This is a genomic window from Treponema parvum (assembly GCF_017893945.1).
GTDB lineage: Bacteria > Spirochaetota > Spirochaetia > Treponematales > Treponemataceae > Treponema_D > Treponema_D parvum_A.
The window spans coordinates 1,838,502-1,856,797 of sequence record NZ_CP054257.1 but is presented as its reverse complement, the minus strand read 5'-3'; the positions used below and the strand labels follow the sequence as shown (position 1 = coordinate 1,856,797).

General features: G+C 46.7%; 17 protein-coding genes. 10 read left to right on the top strand and 7 right to left on the bottom strand.

From position 1 onward, the window contains the following. Nucleotides 1–76: 76 nt before the first annotated feature. On the top strand, nucleotides 77–1,372 hold the full coding sequence (gene aroA / locus HRI96_RS08235; RefSeq protein WP_210116903.1) for a 3-phosphoshikimate 1-carboxyvinyltransferase: 1,296 nt from the start codon (nucleotides 77–79) through the stop codon (nucleotides 1,370–1,372). A 19-nt stretch (nucleotides 1,373–1,391) separates the two neighbouring features. Here the strand turns inward: aroA and HRI96_RS08230 are convergent, their stop codons facing one another. The 6 genes from HRI96_RS08230 to HRI96_RS08205 all read right to left on the bottom strand — a co-directional run bounded on the left by HRI96_RS08230 (nucleotide 1,392) and on the right by HRI96_RS08205 (nucleotide 6,368). Beyond that, nucleotides 1,392–2,585 carry a mandelate racemase/muconate lactonizing enzyme family protein gene (locus tag HRI96_RS08230; protein WP_210116902.1) on the bottom strand — a complete coding sequence of 398 codons (1,194 nt, stop codon included), beginning with the start codon at nucleotides 2,583–2,585 and terminating at the stop codon, nucleotides 1,392–1,394. Between the two features lie 29 nt (nucleotides 2,586–2,614). Next, nucleotides 2,615–3,907: a TRAP transporter large permease gene (locus tag HRI96_RS08225; protein ID WP_210116901.1), complete on the bottom strand. Its 1,293-nt coding sequence runs from the start codon at nucleotides 3,905–3,907 to the stop codon at nucleotides 2,615–2,617. After that, nucleotides 3,904–4,479 carry a TRAP transporter small permease gene (locus tag HRI96_RS08220; RefSeq protein WP_210116900.1) on the bottom strand — a complete coding sequence of 192 codons (576 nt, stop codon included), beginning with the start codon at nucleotides 4,477–4,479 and terminating at the stop codon, nucleotides 3,904–3,906. Before HRI96_RS08220 ends, HRI96_RS08225 begins: the two co-directional genes overlap by 4 nt. A gap of 14 nt (nucleotides 4,480–4,493) precedes the next feature. Continuing rightward, nucleotides 4,494–5,501: a TRAP transporter substrate-binding protein gene (locus tag HRI96_RS08215; protein WP_210116899.1), complete on the bottom strand. Its 1,008-nt coding sequence runs from the start codon at nucleotides 5,499–5,501 to the stop codon at nucleotides 4,494–4,496. Nucleotides 5,502–5,764: 263 nt separating this feature from the next. Continuing rightward, entirely contained in the window at nucleotides 5,765–6,151 is a 387-nt protein-coding gene (locus tag HRI96_RS08210; RefSeq protein ID WP_210116898.1) for a PIN domain-containing protein, read from the bottom strand. Continuing rightward, a complete protein-coding gene (locus HRI96_RS08205; RefSeq protein ID WP_210116897.1) occupies nucleotides 6,141–6,368 on the bottom strand; it encodes a hypothetical protein in 228 nt (75 codons plus the stop codon). Before HRI96_RS08205 ends, HRI96_RS08210 begins: the two co-directional genes overlap by 11 nt. 290 nt (nucleotides 6,369–6,658) lie before the next feature. On the opposite strand from HRI96_RS08205, the gene HRI96_RS08200 reads away from it, so the two are divergent. The 5 genes from HRI96_RS08200 to HRI96_RS08180 all read left to right on the top strand — a co-directional run bounded on the left by HRI96_RS08200 (nucleotide 6,659) and on the right by HRI96_RS08180 (nucleotide 12,068). Next, on the top strand, nucleotides 6,659–7,687 hold the full coding sequence (locus tag HRI96_RS08200) for a substrate-binding domain-containing protein (RefSeq protein WP_210116896.1): 1,029 nt from the start codon (nucleotides 6,659–6,661) through the stop codon (nucleotides 7,685–7,687). Nucleotides 7,688–7,773: 86 nt separating this feature from the next. Further along, a complete protein-coding gene (locus HRI96_RS08195; RefSeq protein ID WP_210116895.1) occupies nucleotides 7,774–9,291 on the top strand; it encodes a sugar ABC transporter ATP-binding protein in 1,518 nt (505 codons plus the stop codon). Continuing rightward, a complete protein-coding gene (locus tag HRI96_RS08190; RefSeq protein WP_210116894.1) occupies nucleotides 9,288–10,238 on the top strand; it encodes an ABC transporter permease in 951 nt (316 codons plus the stop codon). The genes HRI96_RS08195 and HRI96_RS08190 overlap by 4 nt, the downstream gene beginning before the upstream one ends. Before the next feature lie 2 nt (nucleotides 10,239–10,240). Then, nucleotides 10,241–11,191 carry an ABC transporter permease gene (locus HRI96_RS08185; protein WP_210116893.1) on the top strand — a complete coding sequence of 317 codons (951 nt, stop codon included), beginning with the start codon at nucleotides 10,241–10,243 and terminating at the stop codon, nucleotides 11,189–11,191. Between the two features lie 34 nt (nucleotides 11,192–11,225). Continuing rightward, nucleotides 11,226–12,068, top strand: a complete 843-nt coding sequence (locus tag HRI96_RS08180; protein ID WP_210116892.1) for an MBL fold metallo-hydrolase — start codon at nucleotides 11,226–11,228, stop codon at nucleotides 12,066–12,068. 74 nt (nucleotides 12,069–12,142) lie between these two features. On the opposite strand, the gene HRI96_RS08175 is transcribed toward HRI96_RS08180, so the two are convergent. After that, complete coding sequence (locus HRI96_RS08175) at nucleotides 12,143–13,306, bottom strand: hypothetical protein (RefSeq protein WP_210116891.1); 1,164 nt, start codon at nucleotides 13,304–13,306, stop codon at nucleotides 12,143–12,145. Nucleotides 13,307–13,508: 202 nt separating this feature from the next. Between HRI96_RS08175 and HRI96_RS08170 the strand changes: the two genes are divergently transcribed. From HRI96_RS08170 to HRI96_RS08155, 4 genes are all read left to right on the top strand, one after another. Further along, nucleotides 13,509–14,177, top strand: a complete 669-nt coding sequence (locus HRI96_RS08170; protein WP_210116890.1) for a GntR family transcriptional regulator — start codon at nucleotides 13,509–13,511, stop codon at nucleotides 14,175–14,177. 69 nt (nucleotides 14,178–14,246) lie between these two features. After that, entirely contained in the window at nucleotides 14,247–15,395 is a 1,149-nt protein-coding gene (locus tag HRI96_RS08165) for an aldo/keto reductase (protein ID WP_210116889.1), read from the top strand. A 157-nt stretch (nucleotides 15,396–15,552) separates the two neighbouring features. Continuing rightward, nucleotides 15,553–16,419, top strand: a complete 867-nt coding sequence (locus tag HRI96_RS08160) for an HAD family hydrolase (RefSeq protein WP_210116888.1) — start codon at nucleotides 15,553–15,555, stop codon at nucleotides 16,417–16,419. Between the two features lie 129 nt (nucleotides 16,420–16,548). Beyond that, on the top strand, nucleotides 16,549–18,258 hold the full coding sequence (locus tag HRI96_RS08155; RefSeq protein ID WP_210116887.1) for a glycoside hydrolase family 3 protein: 1,710 nt from the start codon (nucleotides 16,549–16,551) through the stop codon (nucleotides 18,256–18,258). The last annotated feature ends 38 nt before the right edge of the window (nucleotides 18,259–18,296 follow it).

Genomic DNA, 18,296 nt, shown 5'->3' with positions numbered 1-18,296 from the left:
AGGGGGAAATACATTTTGTCTTTGTGCGCGCATACGGGCATTCGCGCCGAGTGCAAGGCGTTTTTAGGAGAAAGTTATGTTTGCTATCAGCCGTAAAAGTTCGCTTTGCGGAGAAATCACCGTTCCCGGATCGAAGAGTCACACCATACGGGCTGTCCTTTTGGCTGCAATGGCGGAGGGCCACTCCCGAATCACAAATCCTTTGACGGGAAGCGACGGCAAAAGCGCGCTTTCTGCTGCGCGGGCTTTCGGGGCTAAGGTTGAAGAAGATGACGGCGCATGGACGGTTTACGGCACAGGCGGTAATCTTAAAGTTCCCGACGACGTGATCGACTCAGGGAATTCCGGCACTACGATGCTTTTTGCAATGGGAATGGCGGCGCTTTGCGAGGGGTATACGGTGATAACAGGAGACGATCAGATACGCCGCCGGCCGGTATCGCACCTAGTGTCCGCTTTAAACGAAATAGGCGCAAATGCGTTTTTAACGCGTCCGGGGCAGGAAGCTCCGCCTGTAATCGTGAAAGGCAAAATAAAAGGCGGAACGGCGCATTTTTCAGGGTTCAATTCTCAAGCGGTTTCGGCAATTCTTATGGCTTCCGCACTGGGAGAGGGCAGGGTAGATATTGAAATTAAAAATCCTCTTGAAAAACCGTATTTACAGATGACTATAGATTGGATGCGCCGGTACGGGGTGGAGCTTTCTTTAAATTCCAAAGATTATAAGCGACTTTCCGTCGAAGGAAATCAGTCTTATATCGCATGCGATTCGGTCATTCCAGGCGATTGGTCGGGAGTGGCGTTTCCTCTTGTCGCTGCGGTATGCACGCCTTCGCAATTGACTGTTTCCGGCGTGGATTTTTACGACGCGCAAGGCGATAAGATAATTGCCGATCATCTTATAGCTATGGGAGCCGACATAAATAAAGATACGGACGGAGGGCGCCTTATAATAAAAGGCGGAAAGCCGCTCAAAGGCGGGCTTACGATAAATTTAAATGATATTCCCGATTCGTTTCCGGCGTTTTCCGTTGCGGCGTGTTATGCGGAAAATCCTGTGACTTTTACTGGGCTTTCGCACGTGCGCATAAAAGAGACGGATAGGGTAGCGGTCATGGAAAAAGAGCTGACAAAGCTGGGCGCCAAGATAGAAACAACTGCGGACACTATGACGGTTTACGGCGGCAGAGCGCTTACAGGCGCGGAAGTTGAAAGTTACGGCGACCATCGCATCGCCATGTCGCTCATGGTCGCAGGACTTTTTTCCTGCGGCAAAATGAAAGTAAAAGACGCGGAGTGCGCTTGTGTTTCGTTTCCCGGCTTTTTTGAATCGATGAACAAGGCAGGCGCCGGCATCGAGCTTACGGAATAAGAGCAGCGGCTTTCCCGGACTACAAGACGCGCATTGAATGTACGGCGTCCCAGTCCATTTCTATGCCGAGCCCTTCTTTTTCAGGAACGTAAAACGCCATTTTTGAGTCTGTCTGAAACGGAGATTTAACTATGGCCGAACGCAGCGCGTTTGTATTTTCTTCCGATTCTATCATATCCGTGTTGGATAAACAGGACGCCAGGTGCAGACTTGAAGCAAAATGTACAGCCGAACCGAATGAATGCAGTGAGAACTTTTTTCCGGCTTTTTTTGCAAGTTCCGCGATCTTAAGACAGCCCGTAAAACCTCCAGCCCAGCCGATGTCGGCTTGGACGATGTCTACGCCGCCGCCGTCTATGAGGTTTTTAAAAACCGCATCTCCCTGTGCGGTTTCAAATCCCGCGATTTGCATTCTTCCTTTCATGGCGGCACGCAATTCCTTAAGGCCGTCTTCGTCTTCAAAGCGGATGGGCTCTTCAAACCACGCTACGCCTTGTTCTATTAATGAAGGAAGAATCTGCATTGCGCCTTGGGCGGAAAAAGAAGCGTTTGAATCCACCATTAAGATTCTCTCATTTCCCAATACGGACCGGACGGCCGCAATCCGCTCTATATCTTTTTCGACGCTCTCGCCCCAGCAGGAAGACGGAAGATATTTAAGAGGACTGTCGCTCCTTGAAGGATTTCGTCCTATTTTTATTTTTACGGCGGAATATCCCTTTTTTAAATATGCTTCGGCTTCTTTTTCGAGAGCAGCTTTGTCTTTACCTTCGGCGTAGAAGCCTCCGCTTGCGTATGAAGGAATTTTATCCAAATGTAAGCATGAGGTTTCCTTGCAGAGCAGTTTTCCTACAGGCAAACCTTCAGCCTTTGCCGTAATGTCCCATAGGGCAACGTCGATACCGCTGATCAAGGCTTTTACAATTCCAGAGCGGCCGAAGGCCATGGAATTCCAGCAAAGAAGTTCGTAGTTTTCTTTTGCACTGCAGGGATTTTTCCCTATAAGGAGAGAAACAAACTGATCTTCCAGTATTTTTTTTGCCCCTTGCAGCGAGCAGCCGTACAAAAACGCTTCGCCTATTCCCCAAAGGCCGTTGTCGGTATTTATTTTAATGAGCAGAGCCTTACGAAGCCTGTTTACTCCTACGGCGTCCGCGATCGGAATTTTGCATTCGTGCGCGAGCGGTATCGCTTCAACGGCTGAAATTTTCATAAAAGTCTCCTCTGATTCCTATGTCCTATTTAAACGCTCATCCCAAGGAAAGAAGGGAACCAAAGGCTTATCTGAGGAATAAACGTAACGAGCAGCAACGCCGCAAGCAAGGCTGTCAGCCACGGAAGCAGAGCCTTGCTGAACTGCCCTATTGATATTCGTCCTATCTTGCTTACCACAAACAGCACGAGTCCGAAAGGCGGCGTTAAAAGTCCTATCATAAGATTAAGAACTATGATAACGCCGAATTGAGTTAGGCTTATTCCGTATTGATTTAAAAGCGGCAAGAGCAGCGGCACTACTATGGTTATGGCCGAAGCGGTTTCCAAAAAGCATCCCATAATAAGAAGGAAAATGTTTATGACTAAGAGCAAAACGTATTTGTTGTTTATCGTTCCCGTCATTGCCGTTAATATCATTTGCGGAATTTTCGCCCTTGTAGCTACATAGCCGAAAAAGGTTGCCCCTGCGATTATCATTGCGATAGTAACCGAGTCTCGGACGGTATCCCTGAGGATATTTAAAAAATGCTTCCATGTGAGTTCATGGTAAAGCAAAAGGTCAAGAGCGATGCTGTACGCTACGACTACGGCCGCGCTTTCCGTGGGGGTAAAAACTCCGCCGTAAATACCTACGAGCAGAATCACCGGCGCCATCATCGGAGGAAGCCCTTCTTTAAATGCAACGAAGAATTCTTTTACGGAGGGGAATTTTGTACGGGGATATTTTCGCTTTATCGAATATACTGCGACAACTCCCATCATTATGAGTGCCATTATTATTCCGGGGAAAATTCCTGCCATAAACAAGGCTCCGACAGATGCTCCCGAAACCGTAGCGTAGATAACCATAGGAATGCTTGGAGGAATTATGGGACCCAGTGTTGAAGAAGCGGCGGTAACGCAGCAGCTGAATTCATTGTCAAAGCCGTTATCGTTCATGGCCTGAATTTCGATTGTCCCGAGTCCGGAAGCGTCCGAAACGGCCGTGCCGGACATGCCGGCAAATACAAGGCTTGTCAGTACGTTTACGTGTCCCAATCCGCCGGGAAGCCAGCCTACCATTTTCATGCAGAAGGCAAAAAGTTTTTTTGTGATTCCGCCCGTGTTCATTATCTTTGCGGCAAGCAAAAACAGAGGAATCGCAAGCAATGTAAAAGAATCCACTCCCGTGTACAAGTACTGGGCGAGAATTCCCCATTTCATTCCTTTCGTAACCGCCATAAGAACGCAGCCGGCTAAGGTCATGCTTATGTATATTGGAACCTTGCAAAGAAATAAGAGCAGCATGCTCACAAGAATTAGGGTGATAACAAGATTCATTTTTTTTCTCCCAGTTCGGATTCTATAGCTTGTGCGAGCGAGCTCTGTTCCGAATTTCTTTCAAGCTCCATTTCTTTCATGTTTATCAAAGTTATTTCAGACTTTCCTTTTAAAATCAGTATCAGCTGCACGGTAGAGACGAAGAATAAAAAAAAGAGCGACAGATAGACAAGACCGTAGATCCAGTTCATCATTATCCATGAAATAGATACGGCGGTCGTTTTTGTGTTCGCCTTCATCATTGTTTGTAGACCGATGATCCCGAATACGGAAAAAACGTCAATGAGAACAGCGTCAAGAACTCCGAAAATTCTTTTTCCCGTGTTCGAAAAACGGCGCACTACCATGTCTACTGCAATGTGAATCCCTTCGGCGAGGGCAAGGGGAGAACCCATAAACGCCATTACGCAAAAACAAATACGCGCCAGTTCTTCCGTAAAGCTTTGGCTTATGACAAAGATTCTGCAAATTATCTGGAAGAGCATGCATGCAAGTATGATTACCAGCAAAGCTATGCAGATCCATTCCAAAATCCTTAGATAAAGGGAATAAATCTTATTCATTAAATTCATAACTTTCCCTTTAATTACTTTGCGTAGCTCATCACTTCGTCATAGGTAGTGACGGTCCAAACTTTTGCAAATTTATCTTTGTAATAGGCCGTCATAGCGTTGCGGAACGCGTCTTTGTCCACTTGCACAGATTTCATGCCGCCTTTTATACATTCGTTTTTGTAATTTTCACGGTTTTTTTCGGCGAGACTGTCCGCATACTTCATGGATTCGGCGGCGCAATCCTTCAGAACTTTTTTCTGAGCGTCGCTCATAGACTTAAACAGGTCGCGGTTTATAAAAAGACCTACAAATTCAAATACGTGATCCGTATCCGCAATGTATTTTTGAACTTCATAAAGTTTAAGCGTTTTCATCTGCTCATAACCGCCTTCGCATGCTTCGGCTACGTTTGTCTGCAACGCGGTGTACAGTTCGCTCATAGCTACTGTCGTAGTGGTAACTTTTAAATTTCCCCATGCGTCAACGTACACTTTCATACCGGGAAGTCTCAGCTTCATACCGGTAACGTCGGACGGAGTTTTAACTTGCCTGTTGGAAGCCAGTACGCGGATATCTCTTTTGTGCCAGGCAAGAGTTGTGATTCCGTTTTCTTCGTATCTCGCTTTAAGTTTGTCGCCTATTCCGCTGTTTAATAAGGCCATGGAATGGTTCCAGTCTTTTATTAAAAACGGGCAGTCAAGGAATGTGTATTCCGGCGCGTATAAGTCAAGACCTTCAAGGCCCGTTACGGCCATATCCAAGTCGCCGCTGGCTACGGACGTATAGTTGTCTTTAGGATTACCCAGTGTTCCGTCCGTAAACAGATTGATATTGACGGAACCGCCGGATTTTTCTTTTACGTCGGCGACGAATTTTACCAGAGCCTTGCCCGCCGGCCCTTCTGCCGCATAAGATGTGGCAAGGTCAATGTCGAATTTCTTATCGGCCTGACCGGCTCCCGTTTCTTGAGCTCCGCCGGCAAAGGCAAAAGATCCTGCTGCGGTGAGAGCAAGAGCAAATACGGCAATTTTCTTTAACATTTCGATCCTCCTAAATTAGATCTAATTTTTAGACCTAATTTCATGATATACCATTTTTCCGGGTTGTCAATCTTTTTTTTTCGGCTTTCTGTCTTACCGTTCCGAAGAATCTCGCCGGCAGCGGCAGCTTCTATCTTTTACACTTTCGTTCGCACTTTTGCCGCTTTTTTCGGCTTTTCGATTTTAGCTGTCAATGCGTATGTTTTACTTAACTAGAAAAGATCGCAAATACAGTGCACAAGGAGAGGGTATTATGTAGATAATTATAGCTTTATTATTCTTAAATCCGGAATTCTTTCAAAATGTTTGTCTTTTGTTATGATTGTCATTTCATTTGTTATTGCTATAGCGGAGATCCATATGTCGTTTTCCGGTAAAATATCTCCGTTTGTTTGTAATATGTTTTTCAATTTCCCGTATTTCTGTGCAACATCTCTTGTAACGTCCAACAATGGGTATGAAAGGCAAAAACGCAAATACTTTTCTTTATTGCTCTGCTTCAAATTTGATTTTTCAGCGCCGAACATCAATTCACCCAATACAATTACGGGAATGTATATTAGCCCCGCTTTTTTAGCTTCGCCAGCAACGATTGAATCACCTTTGAGGATATGGATTATTATATTCGTATCAAGGATATTACCATTCATTCGGTTCCGTCTTTCGGCATTCTTGCACCGCTGTCAGCATTTTATTGCTGTCGTTTTCATCTATGACGCCTAAAAAAAGATCTATAGGAGAGGGGGCTTGTTGTATAAGTTTTTTTTCGGTAAAAATTTCGGATAACCGTGCATAAAGCGTTGCACATTGTTCGTAAGAAAAATTATCAACTTCGGTAAGCAACGTATTAAAGGTTGTGTCGGACATAGTAAATTCCTCCTCTATCGTTATTTTACCACGAATGAAAACCGCTTGACAACGTTTCGTGGTTTACTTACCGTTAAAAAAGTTGTTTTCTGCTTTTCCGGCAGCGGCTCTTTCTCTCTTTTACACTTTCGTTCGCACTTTTGCCGCTTTTTTATCCCCAGGCCAGCGCAGTATTCAGCTTTCAATTTTTAACTTTACAGGCGGCGATTGTACGTATATAATATATTATTCGTATTTTTACAGGTCACGCTTTTGCAGCCTGAATTTTGCTTTTTTTGGAGGAAGTTGTTATGAAGAAAACTCTGTTTGCGGTATTGGCGCTTACACTGGCAATTGGCACGGCCTTTGCTAAGGGCGGCGAAGAAAAGGTAAAGAAGACCAGCGGTTTTAAAATCGCTGAATCTACTTGTTTTCTTACTCCCACGTGGCAAAAGCTTACTCTGCAGTGGGCGGAGAAACAGTTTGCCAAGCATAAAACCGACGGTACCGTTGCCGGCGAGTATCGCGTAGTTGATGCTGCGGGCGACACAAATCAGCAGATCAACGACATTCGTAATCTTGTCAAACAGGGCTATGACGCTATTATTCTGATCGCTAACGACGCCGAGGCTTTAAACGATGTCATTGAAGAAGCTGAAGAACAGGGCGTTCGTATAATAAATATCGACTCTTTGGTTACAAGCAAGGACGTAACCAGTAAAATCGGCACCGACGGGCTGGACTTCGGAGCGACCGTAGCCCAGTGGGTTGTAAATCAGATAGGCGGCAAGGGAAACGTCATCGTTTGTAACGGGCCTCAGGGAGTTTCCGTTTCGGAAGACAGACGAAAAGGCGCGCTTAACGTATTGGCCAAATATCCCGGAATCAAGATCGTAGCCGAAACCTATTCCGACTACAATGAAGGTCCGGCGATAGATGCGATTCGCCCGGTTCTGGATGCAAACCCCAATATCGACGGTATAATAACACTCGGCGGCTCTCAGGGCTCTGCAGCTCTCAAGACTCTTCAGGCTATGGGGCGTAAACTTGTTCCGATCGGATCCGAGAACTACGGCGCCTATCTTAAAAACTGGCAAAAACTTCGCAAGCAGGGTTTTTCGTCGATGTGCGTAGGTCAACCCAACTGGCTCGGTGCGCTCGGCGTAGAGCAGGCCGTGCGGGCTCTCAAGGGACAGAAGATTAAAAAGGAAGTAATTCTTCCCATTTCTTCTACGGTCATTGACGACGCAATGATCGAAAAACTCGATCTGTCCGGTCTTGCCGATGACGGTTATTTATTTACGATAACCGACGAGCAGATCAACGAACTGTTAAAGTAACAGCGGAAAAGCCGCACCGCAAGGGGCGGCTTTTTCTATGGATTCTGTCCAAAAGCTTCAGCCAGTTTCCTTTCTATGGGGTTCACATGGAGACACAGTCATTTCTTGTTATTGATAAGGTGAGTAAGTCCTTTTCCGGCAACGTCGTTCTTCAGCCTTTTTCTCTGGAGATTAAACCGGGAGAGTTTCATGCTCTGATCGGTGAAAACGGCGCCGGTAAATCTACGCTTATAAATCTGGTTTCAGGTGTATACGAGCCGGACGGCGGCAATTTGATCATCGCCGGTCAATCTTATAAAAAACTCTCCCCGCGAGAAGCGCAACTTCTTGACATTCAAGCCGTGCGTCAGGAATTGAGTTTACATCATCATCTTACAGTTACCGAAAATATCTTTCTCGGCGACGAACTTCTCTACGGCGGTTTTTTGCGCGATAAAAAAAAGATGCGGGAGGCAGCCCGTGTCCTTTTAGCCGATATGGATCTTGGTTTTATTGATCCTGACGCCTATGTGTCGGGTTTGAGTCTGCCCGAGCAACAGCTTCTGGAGTTTGCCAAGGCTTTAAGAAAAAAGCCCCGCCTTCTCATTTTGGACGAAGTTACGAGCGCCCTTAACAACGAGCAGGTGGAATTGATGTTCGGCAAACTGAGGGCTCTTAAGAGTACGGGACTGGCGGTAATTTTTATCTCTCACCGTCTCAATGAATTGTATCAAATTTGCGACATAATGACCGTACTTAAAGACGGCCAGCAAATTGTTACCGAAAAAATCGCCGCTTTCGATGAGAACCGTTTGGTATCGTTGATGACCGGCCGGGAAGCAAGCGACTTGTATCCTGCCAAACGCCCCGAGCGCCTTAAAGGCGCCGAAGAAGTGATTCGATTGGAGCATGTATCCACGCGTCACTTACGCGACGTGAGTTTTAGCGTTCGAAAGGGCGAAATTTTAGGCATAGGCGGCTTGGCAGGTCAAGGTCAGCAGCACGTGCTTGAATGCCTTTTTGGAATAGAGCGTGTCAGCGAAGGCCGCATCACGATCAAGGGACAACCTGTACTCCTTTCAGGACCGCAGTCGGCCATGCGTCTGGGCATAGCTTATCTTCCCGCCGAGCGCAAAACCGAGGGACTTTTTCTCTGGCATTCCATAGGTTTCAATATGTCTTTTGCCCGTCTCGATGAAATTTCCAACTCGCTCGGATTGATTCGCAGAGCTAAGGAAATGGAAGAAAACGGGAAAATTCAAAAGGATATGCAGGTAAGAATGAGGGGAATGGATCAATTGGTAGAAGAACTTTCCGGCGGCAATCAGCAGAAGGTTGTCGTGGGTAAATGGCTTCTGCGTTCTCCTGAATTTCTTTTGCTCAACGATCCTACCAGAGGTATCGACGTGGGTACCAAAAAGCAGATTTATGAATTGCTTCACGATCTGTCACGGAACGGAGTGACTATACTGATTCTCTCGTCAGATACGCTTGAACTTGTGGGTTTAAGCGACCGCGTAGTGGTTTTTTACGAAAACAAACTTAATTCCGAAATTGACGGGCAAGATCTGAGTGAAGAAAGCCTCGTTGCAGCGTCGGTATTCAGCCGGGAGGAAAAAGCATGAAATACAAATTCTCCGAACAAACCCGGAAAATGTTGCCCATGTACGCGGTGGGAGCCGTGTTTGTGGTAGTGAACTTGATACTCGATCCGTCTGTGCTTCGCAACTGGCGATCGACTTGCGCCTTTTTTCTGCAATTCGCACCGCTTATGGCTTGCGCGATGGCACAGGCTTGTATTCTTCTTACCGGCGGTATAGATCTGTCGATCGGCATGACCGTTTCGATGATGACGACGATTTTAGCAACTACAATGGGGGACGGCCCCCTTGGCATCGCTTTCGGAGTGGTCGTAACGCTGCTTTCAGGAGCGGCGGTCGGGCTTATCATGGGAAGCGTAGTTACTTTTGCCCGCATTCCGGCCATCATAGTTACGTTGGCATTTTCTTATGTATGGAAAGGAGTTACCTTATTCATTTTGCCGCGACCGGGCGGTTACATTCCTAAGGTTTTTACCCGCTTTTTTTCAGGCAGGGCAATGATCCCCGGAGCTGCGCTGGTATTGATCGTTGCCGTAGTTGTATGGAAATTTATAAAGAATTCCCGGCTCGGAGTCGCCATTTACGCTGTGGGCGACAATCCTAAGGTCGCCTATGCCAACGGTATAAATGTAAATCGTTCGCGTTTAGCCGCCTACGCTTTGTCCGGTATGTTTGTAGCCGTAAGCGCTCTGCTTTTGGTTGGACAGATCGGATGCGGAGATCCTACCATAGGCCCTCCTTTTCAGATGAATTCCATCGCAGCTGCGGTACTGGGAGGCGTCGCCTTTACCGGCGGTGTGGGCATGATGAGAGGGGCTCTTATCGGCGCTTTCATAAATACAAGTCTTCTAAATATTCTGTTTTTTGCCGGTGCGTCGCCTTATTTTCAAAAGGTAGTACAGGGATTTATACTTATAGCTGTAATCGGCGTTAAGGCTATCGAGTATTATCGCAAGGGGGATGAGGAATGATTATGTCTAAAGCTACGCTAAAAAAAGTCGTGTCAGAGCCCGTTTTCCTTGTGTCCGTGTTGACGGTCGCGCTGTGGATAGGCTCCAGTTTGTCGATCAGCGGCTTTAATACCTGGTCGCATAATATAACTTTTGCACAGGCGGCGGTGTATCTGGGCTTTATGGCCGTAGGTCAGGCCATCGTTGTAATTTCAGGCGGTTTTGATTTGTCCATAGCCAATGTAGTCACTATGGCTTCGGTTGTTACCAGCGCTATGACACAGGGCGGCCACAGCGCCGGATTTGCCATCGGAGCGGCGCTGCTTTTAGCGATCGTTGTGGGCGTGTTTAACGGCGCGGGTGTCACATTCCTGCGTATTCCGCCTATGATTATGACGCTGGCCACGATGACCATTATTGACGGCAGCTTGCTTTTGGCTACGGACGGGACGCCGCCTTTCGGGGTTCCGCCTTTGGTCACGTTTTTGGCAAAGGGGCAATTTATTCCGGGCATTCCGAACGTCCTTTTAATATACGCCGTGTTTATGTGCGTTGCCGTAACTTTTATGCTAAGCGCAAAATGGGGCAGACGGATATATGCTATGGGAACCAACGAGAGAGCCGCTTGGCTTTCAGGCGTGAGAATATTCCCGATGAAATTCCTTATTTACGTCATTTCGTCGCTTTGCGGCGGTATTTCGGGCATTCTGCTGACGGGTTACATCGGCAGCACCTATCTTACGATCGGGGCTCCTTATATGATGTTTACCGTTGCGGCTACGGTAATGGGAGGTATAGCCATAACCGGCGGTAAGGGTAACTTCGCCGGCGTTATAGCGGGTACTTTTTTATTCATCATAATTAAGGATATTTTGCAAGTCATACAGATGCCTCAGGCCGGCCGCGAATTGGCGCAGGGACTGTTGATTCTGCTGATGATACTATTGTACGGACGAGAAAAGAGACAGCGCTAGCTGTAAACGCCGGGCGTCTCGCAAGGAGTTGTTTATGAGAGAATCATATAAAATCTGGTTTTTGGAGTACGCTATGGCGGACAGCGCAGTGTCTGCCATGGTTTACGGCAGACATAATGAAGGCTATATGTACGTACCCTTCGGGTTCCTCGTTTTGCAAGGAAACGGTCACACTGTTGCTCTGGACTGCGGTCATATTAGAGAGGAACACACTCTTAAACTGGAGGCTATGAATCACGTGCGAAACGTTCAGTCGCTGGAGGAAACTCTGGCCCGAATAGGTCTTCGCGGAGAGGACTTTGACACGGTGATTTTGACTCATGCTCACTGGGATCATATGGGCGGAATAAGGGCTTTCCCTAACGCGCATTTTTATCTTCAGAAGAAAGAGATGTTGGACTGGGTTGAAGTTTTTTCTTTGCCGTCCGTTTTCGATTATATCCGTGCAGGCATCAATCCTGACGATATGCGGGACGCTTTGGACATGATCCTAAAAGGCAGGATGACGCTGTTGGACGGATTCGTGTGCGACCTTCTGCCCGGAATTTCCGTGGTTCCGGCTTTCAATACTCATACTTACGGATCTCAATTTATCACAATCCAGGTATCGCCTGAAGATCCAGCCGATATGTGGGTGTTTACGGGAGATGCCTGCGGCTCGTTGGAAAGCTTCGGCAAAGACGGCAAGGGACCGTTCTTTCCGCTCGGTTACGGAGTAGGAAGCAATACGAATATGGTTTTTGCCTTAAAGTCGATGTACGAAAAAGCACAGGGGCGGTTGGATCGTATAATAGTGACGCACGAACCTGCGCTGTGGAAAATGTTTAAAACCAAGGTGGAATCCTGCGGCCTGCATACCGCCGTAATTCAAGCGTAGTTCTCACATGGAGCCGGCGCCGCTCCTATTGCTTTCCGAATCGGACTGTGGAGGGATTTTTACGCCGCCGGCTCCTAGACTACCTGCCGCACCCAGCTGCGGCGTTCCGCTGAGGCCAGCGAAAAATTATAGAAGTAAAAATGTTCGCAGCCTGCTTCTTTTGCATCGTTACAAGCAGCCAGAAAGGCTGTCTTTGTCGGGGACTGCGCCGGATTTAGACTCATTGCCATGCCTACGGGCGTTTTTGCGTCAAAGAGCCGTACGGTTCGTTTGACCGAGGCATAGGTTTCACCCTGCCCGTAAACAAGGGGCAAAAGAAGATCCGCCTTTGTGCGGTTCAGCAAAAAATTCATTCCTTCCATAAAAACATGGTTCGCGTCAAACGGAGTAGCGCTGGGGATCACTGTGGATCGTACGCCGCGTTCTCGTGCCGGCGCCGTAGCAAGCGCAATAAAGTCGGCTACTCCTTCTTCCCGCGCCTTTTGGTACTCAAAAAGACCGGGAATTTCCAAGAGTAGTTGCATTGTCTGTGCGTCGCCGTTACCCTGAATCAGAGTGTCTTCTGCAGCAAGACGAAGAGCGATTTCTTTAAGACTGCTTCTGAGCGCGTCGGGGTCTATACCGGGGTATCTTCGCGCCGCGTTTTTGCGGCACGAAGGACAAAAGCACAAAGAATAAAGCCACCGCAGGGCGGGAGTTACGGTAATGTTTGCGATTTCATGATGCGCGCCGTGAAAGGCGGGCAGAGTGGTTACCGATTCCAGCATGAGGCTGTCGGGACAAAACTGGTCGAGAATGTCGTTAATGAGCGATAGGGCATATTCTTGTATTTCCGCATTAGACGGGCAAAGCGCGTGCGGATAGCGGTCGCCGAAGATGTTTTCCGTAGTGAACGCTTCGTGCCGCTCTCCTTGGCTTGAATTATGAAGCAGCACCGTCCAAGCGGCAAAGTGAATATCCGTCTTTTTTGCCCAAGACCGGAGCTTTTGCACAGTACCGGCACGGGCGCACTCTTCGTTGACGCAGGGAACGATTTTTCCGTATCGCCCTGTTCCGGGCGTAAAGCTCACGGCCGATTCTCGAAGGTTTTTACAGCGTCCCGTAGAAGCGGCAAAGGTCGCAGCATGGTGATAGCTCAGCGCCGGCGCCACGGCGTTACAGCCTGTTTCGGCGTATTCGTTTTCAAAGTCGCCTATGTCTTTAATTTCCCACGGATAGACGTACATGCCTTTTTCCATGCGCTAAAGTATACTATGCGTCGTCGCCGCGTGCAAGGAGCGGTGGTTTATTTGCCGGTAAAAAAGTTTTCCGTCGTCAGCATCGACATTTAGCTTTCAATTTTTAACTTTACAGACGCCGACGCATTCCGTTTTTCAACTTTTGTTCTGTACACATTCATATTTTCTTTATATTATTCATACCGAAAATAGGAGAAGTGATATGGAATCGACGCTGCTTGCCGACGAATTGGCCGACAAGATCAAAAGCCGCATCAAGCGGGGGCTTTATGTTCAAAACGAACGGCTGACCGTGCGCAGGCTTTGCGAGGACTTTAAAGTAAGCGAAACTCCCGTTAAACAGGCGTTGAATCAACTTGTTGCAGTAGGACTTGTAGTTGCGATTCCGAAATGCGGTATAAAGGTAAAATCTTTTGATTTTGAAGAGATGCGGCATATCTGGCATGCCCGCCAGATGATAGAACAGTATTGCGCGGCGTATGCAATAGAAGCCGTAAAAAAAAGCGATAAGATACGGGATAAAATAAAACATCTGCTCGCACAAACCGATTCCGAATATGAAAAATGCGCCGAATATTTTACTCAAGAAACGTTCGGAAAACTTTCGGAACACGATTATGCTCTTCATAAGGAATTGGTAAATACTTGCGGTAATCCCGTCATAATAACGGAATATGAAAATCTTCACACACATCAATGCATGTTCGTAGGTTTTCACATCCATAACGCAAAATCTTTGAGGCTCACCATACAACAGCACGATGAGATTGTGGATGCGCTTTTCAGCGCAGATCTGCTGCGTCTGCAAAAAGCTATTGGCGAACACATCGATACTACTATAGCGCTGTATAAAAAAGCACACCGCCTGTGATATAATATTTCCAAGGAATCTCTAGAAATTGCAGTTTTAGAGATTCCCGTAAAGTGCGGGGGCAAACTTATGGAAACAAAAAAACTCGGGTTCGGCTTTATGCGCCTTCCTCTAAAAAATCCTGACGATCCTACAAGCGTGGACAGAGAGCAGGTAAAAATTATGGTAGACCGCTTTTTGGAAAACGGTTTCACTTATTTTGACACTGCGTGGATGTATCATTCTTTTAAGAGCGAAGAAGTTTTACGGGAAGCCCTTGTTAAACGACACTCAAGAAATTCTTTTACCGTTGCAACTAAGATGCCCGTTATGATGATCGGCTCCAAAGAAGAGCAAAAACAGGTTTTCGAAAAGCAAACGGAAAAAACGGGCGCGGACTATTTCGACTATTATTTACTGCATTGCCTGAACGAAGCAAATTACGAGCGTGCCGTTAAATATGAAACCTTTGAGTTTTTATCCGAACTAAAAAAAGAAGGAAGAATACGACGTCTCGGTTTTTCTTATCACGACAAACCCGAACTTCTCGACAGGATTCTTTCGGAACACCCTGAAACGGAATTTGTGCAGCTTCAAATAAACTATTTGGATTGGGAAAGCGAAAGCGTTTGTTCCAGAAAAAATTATGAAGTTTGCATAAAACATTCCAAACCCGTCATAGTCATGGAACCGGTAAAAGGCGGAACTTTGGTAAATCTTTCAGACGATGTGGCGGGTATTTTCAAAAAAGCCGCTCCCGATATGTCGCTTGCATCATGGGCGATACGTTTTGCCGCAAGTCTGCCTAATGTGGTCACGGTGCTTTCGGGAATGTCCGACGCTTCGCAAGTGGAAGACAATGTTTCGTATATGAAAAATTTTCAACCGCTTTCAGATGCGGAAAAGGCGCTTATAGATCTTGCGGTTCAAAAGATAAAAAAGGAAATTTCCATTCCGTGCACCGCATGCAGGTATTGTGTGGACGGTTGTCCCAAACACATCCCTATTCCGGATTTTTTTATGCTGTACAACAAGGACCGCCAAATAAATCGAAAAAAATACGCCCGACAGCAGATATATTATACAAATTTGGCGTCAGGTACGGCCAAGGCTTCGCAATGCATAGTCTGTAAAAGGTGTGAAAAAATATGCCCGCAAAAACTTCCCATAAGCGATCTTTTAAAAGACGTCGCACAGGTATTTGAGCACATAGACAGAAAAGACAAGGCGGCTAAGTAATCGATATTCGCGCCGGCAAAAGCCAATGCAGCCGAAAACTGTAATAAGATTATTTTTAATTTATAGCGTTTATTTTAAAACTTAAGTCTTCCGAGTACTATGCAACATGTACGAGCCCGGTTTCATTTTTTATCGCTGCCGTGCTATAATAAAGATTATGAATATTTCCGTTTCGATCGAAGATTATAAAAAGAAAAAGGATTTTCTTGTCTGTGTGGACAGCGACGGCTGCGCAATGGACACGATGAATGTAAAGCATTTCAAATGCTTCGGCCCGGAGCTGGTAAAAGAATGGGAGCTTGACGATTACCGCAAAGAAGTTCTGGACAAGTGGAACGAGGTAAACCTGTTTTCATTGACGCGCGGCATAAACCGTTATAAGGCGCTTGCGACAGTTCTTTCATACATAGATTCCAAAATAAGGAAGATCGAAGGGCTTGATGAATTTGTCGCGTGGACTGAAAACGCCGAAGCGCTTTCAAATTCCGTTTTGGAAAAAGCCGTCTTGGATGCCGCACAAGGCAAAATGAATGATTTCTGCTTAAAAAAGGCTCTCTCTTGGTCAAAAAAAGTAAATTCTAAAATTGCCTCTCTTGATGAATCCGAACTTTTGCCGTTTGAGGGAGTGCGCGATTCTCTTAAACAAATACACAAAACATGTGACGTTGCAGGCGTTTCAAGCGCAAACCGGTCTGCGGTTAAGGAAGAATGGACGCGCACTGGAATAGCGGAGCACGTCGATATTCTGTTATGTCAGGAAGACGGACCAAAAGACGCGTGCATAGCGGCTCTTTTGAAAAAAGGCTATGAGGCCGGCAATGTCTTGATGATAGGAGACGCTCCCGGCGACGTAAAAGCCGCAGAACAAAACGGCGTGCACTGTTATCCTATCCTGGTAAAAAAAGAAAAGGAAAGCTGGTTGAATGCAGCGGCGGCTGTGGATCGCCTTTTAAAACACAGTTACGAACCTCATGAAAAGAAAATGCTCGCCGCGTTTTGGAAAAACCTTGGCGCCGGCGTCTGAAAAACGACGCGTCGTGGTGTGAAGCGCGGCAAAAGGCCGTGCCGCACATCCGTGCGCAACCGCCGCCCTAAAATGAAATTCGAAATTTATGCTATTGATTAAATTTATTGATTATTCCGGAGGACCACGATGGTAGACTTAAGGGCAAAACCGTTTTACTTAAACGACGCTCAGATTGATTGGGTAGAAAAGACAATTTCTTCCATGAGCGTTGAAGAAAAAATCGGGCAGCTTTTTATTACGCTTTTGGCATCGGCGGATGACCGTAAGCCTGAAAACATTTCAAAATTATTGGAAAAATATCACGTGGGCGGCGTCCGCTATCACAACGCGCCCCCTGCAGATATCCGCGACATGGCAGAATGTCTGCAAAAAACAAGCCGTATTCCTTTATTGATTGCGTCAAACTGTGAGGCCGGAGGAAACGGAGGAATGACGGGCGGCACTGCCGTTGCGTGCGGAGCGGCGCTTTCTGCCATAGGAAAGGAAGAATCTGTATATAAGATGGCAAAAGTTTGCGCCGCCGAAGCCGATGCGGTCGGCTGCAACTGGAATTTTGCTCCCATTGTGGACTTGCCCTATAATTGGCGCAATACCATAGTCAATCTGCGGGCATATAACGAAGATCCGAACGACGTTATCCGTTTTGCAAAATCGTTTTTTAAAGCGATGAGGGAATTCGGTATCGCCACGTGTATAAAGCATTTTCCGGGCGACGGCACTGAAGAAAACGATCAGCACCTTATAATGGGGGTAAACGATCTTTCGCCGGAAGAATGGGACAAAACGTTCGGCAAGGTTTATAAAGCGCTTATAGATGAAGGCGTTATGACGATTATGGCGGGGCATATAGCGCTTCCTAAATATTCGAAAAAGCTTGATCCTTCACTAAAAGACGAGGATATTCGTCCGGCAACCTTGGCTCCGGAATTAATCCAAAAATTGCTGCGCGAAAAGCTGGGCTATAACGGACTCGTCGTTACGGACGCCTCTCATATGATAGGAATGTTCGGCGCGACAGTACCGCGTTCGCAGCAGGTTCCTTCGGCCATTGCCGCCGGCTGCGATATGTTTTTGTTTTTTAACGATAAGGACGAAGACTTTCAATACATGATGGACGGCTATAAAAAAGGAATAATATCCGAAGAAAGGCTTTCCGACGCGCTTCACAGGATAATAGGACTTAAGGCCGCTATCGGGCTTCCCAAAAAACAAAGGGCAGGATCTCTCGTTCCTTCTGAAAAAAATCTTTCCGTAGTGGGATGCGCCGAACACAAAAAAATTGCAAGGGATTTGGCGGCCGAATTTGTGACGCTTGTAAAAGACAGGGATCATTATCTGCCTATGACGCCTGAAAAATATAAGAACATAAAGCTCATATACATAGGCGCCGACGATATGGTTATAGCAGGAACCAAACTGCCTTCAAACAACGAAGACGTCATAAAAAACATTGTGAAAGCGCTTGAGTCCAGGGGCTTTGCCGTAGATTTTGAACCTATGAAAGTTAAAGGAAAGTGTGAAGAATTCAAAAAGAAATACGACGCCGTTCTGCTTGTTCTAAATGTTTCTGGTTTTGCTCAATTCAACACCATGCGCGTAAAATGGGACATGCCCGCAAAGCAGCCGTGGTATTTTTCCGAAGTTCCGACGTTTGCGGTTTCGCTTTCGTTTACGAATATGCTCATCGACGTTCCTATGGCGCGCTGCTACATAAACTCGTACATGTCGCATAGCGAGGCCATAGAAGCTACCGTGGACAAGATGACCGGCAAGGCGCCGTTTACGGGTAAGTTTCGAGAAAACGTTTTTTGCGGCAGGTGGGACACTCGTTTTTAGAAATATTCGTGCGCGCTTTGGGCGCCGATCTTCGTGCG

Excerpts from the sequence above, each read along its gene's own strand:
- HRI96_RS08185 (WP_210116893.1), top strand. The coding sequence starts at position 10,241 with ATGTCTAAAGCTACGCTAAAAAAAGTCGTGTCAGAGCCCGTTTTCCTT.
- HRI96_RS08155 (WP_210116887.1), top strand. The coding sequence starts at position 16,549 with ATGGTAGACTTAAGGGCAAAACCGTTTTACTTAAACGACGCTCAGATT.
- HRI96_RS08175 (WP_210116891.1), bottom strand. The coding sequence starts at position 13,306 with ATGGAAAAAGGCATGTACGTCTATCCGTGGGAAATTAAAGACATAGGC.
- HRI96_RS08220 (WP_210116900.1), bottom strand. The coding sequence starts at position 4,479 with ATGAATTTAATGAATAAGATTTATTCCCTTTATCTAAGGATTTTGGAA.
- HRI96_RS08230 (WP_210116902.1), bottom strand. The coding sequence starts at position 2,585 with ATGAAAATTTCAGCCGTTGAAGCGATACCGCTCGCGCACGAATGCAAA.
- HRI96_RS08225 (WP_210116901.1), bottom strand. The coding sequence starts at position 3,907 with ATGAATCTTGTTATCACCCTAATTCTTGTGAGCATGCTGCTCTTATTT.
- HRI96_RS08210 (WP_210116898.1), bottom strand. The coding sequence starts at position 6,151 with ATGAATGGTAATATCCTTGATACGAATATAATAATCCATATCCTCAAA.
- HRI96_RS08160 (WP_210116888.1), top strand. The coding sequence starts at position 15,553 with ATGAATATTTCCGTTTCGATCGAAGATTATAAAAAGAAAAAGGATTTT.
- HRI96_RS08180 (WP_210116892.1), top strand. The coding sequence starts at position 11,226 with ATGAGAGAATCATATAAAATCTGGTTTTTGGAGTACGCTATGGCGGAC.
- HRI96_RS08165 (WP_210116889.1), top strand. The coding sequence starts at position 14,247 with ATGGAAACAAAAAAACTCGGGTTCGGCTTTATGCGCCTTCCTCTAAAA.
- HRI96_RS08215 (WP_210116899.1), bottom strand. The coding sequence starts at position 5,501 with ATGTTAAAGAAAATTGCCGTATTTGCTCTTGCTCTCACCGCAGCAGGA.
- aroA (WP_210116903.1), top strand. The coding sequence starts at position 77 with ATGTTTGCTATCAGCCGTAAAAGTTCGCTTTGCGGAGAAATCACCGTT.
- HRI96_RS08200 (WP_210116896.1), top strand. The coding sequence starts at position 6,659 with ATGAAGAAAACTCTGTTTGCGGTATTGGCGCTTACACTGGCAATTGGC.
- HRI96_RS08190 (WP_210116894.1), top strand. The coding sequence starts at position 9,288 with ATGAAATACAAATTCTCCGAACAAACCCGGAAAATGTTGCCCATGTAC.
- HRI96_RS08170 (WP_210116890.1), top strand. The coding sequence starts at position 13,509 with ATGGAATCGACGCTGCTTGCCGACGAATTGGCCGACAAGATCAAAAGC.
- HRI96_RS08205 (WP_210116897.1), bottom strand. The coding sequence starts at position 6,368 with ATGTCCGACACAACCTTTAATACGTTGCTTACCGAAGTTGATAATTTT.
- HRI96_RS08195 (WP_210116895.1), top strand. The coding sequence starts at position 7,774 with ATGGAGACACAGTCATTTCTTGTTATTGATAAGGTGAGTAAGTCCTTT.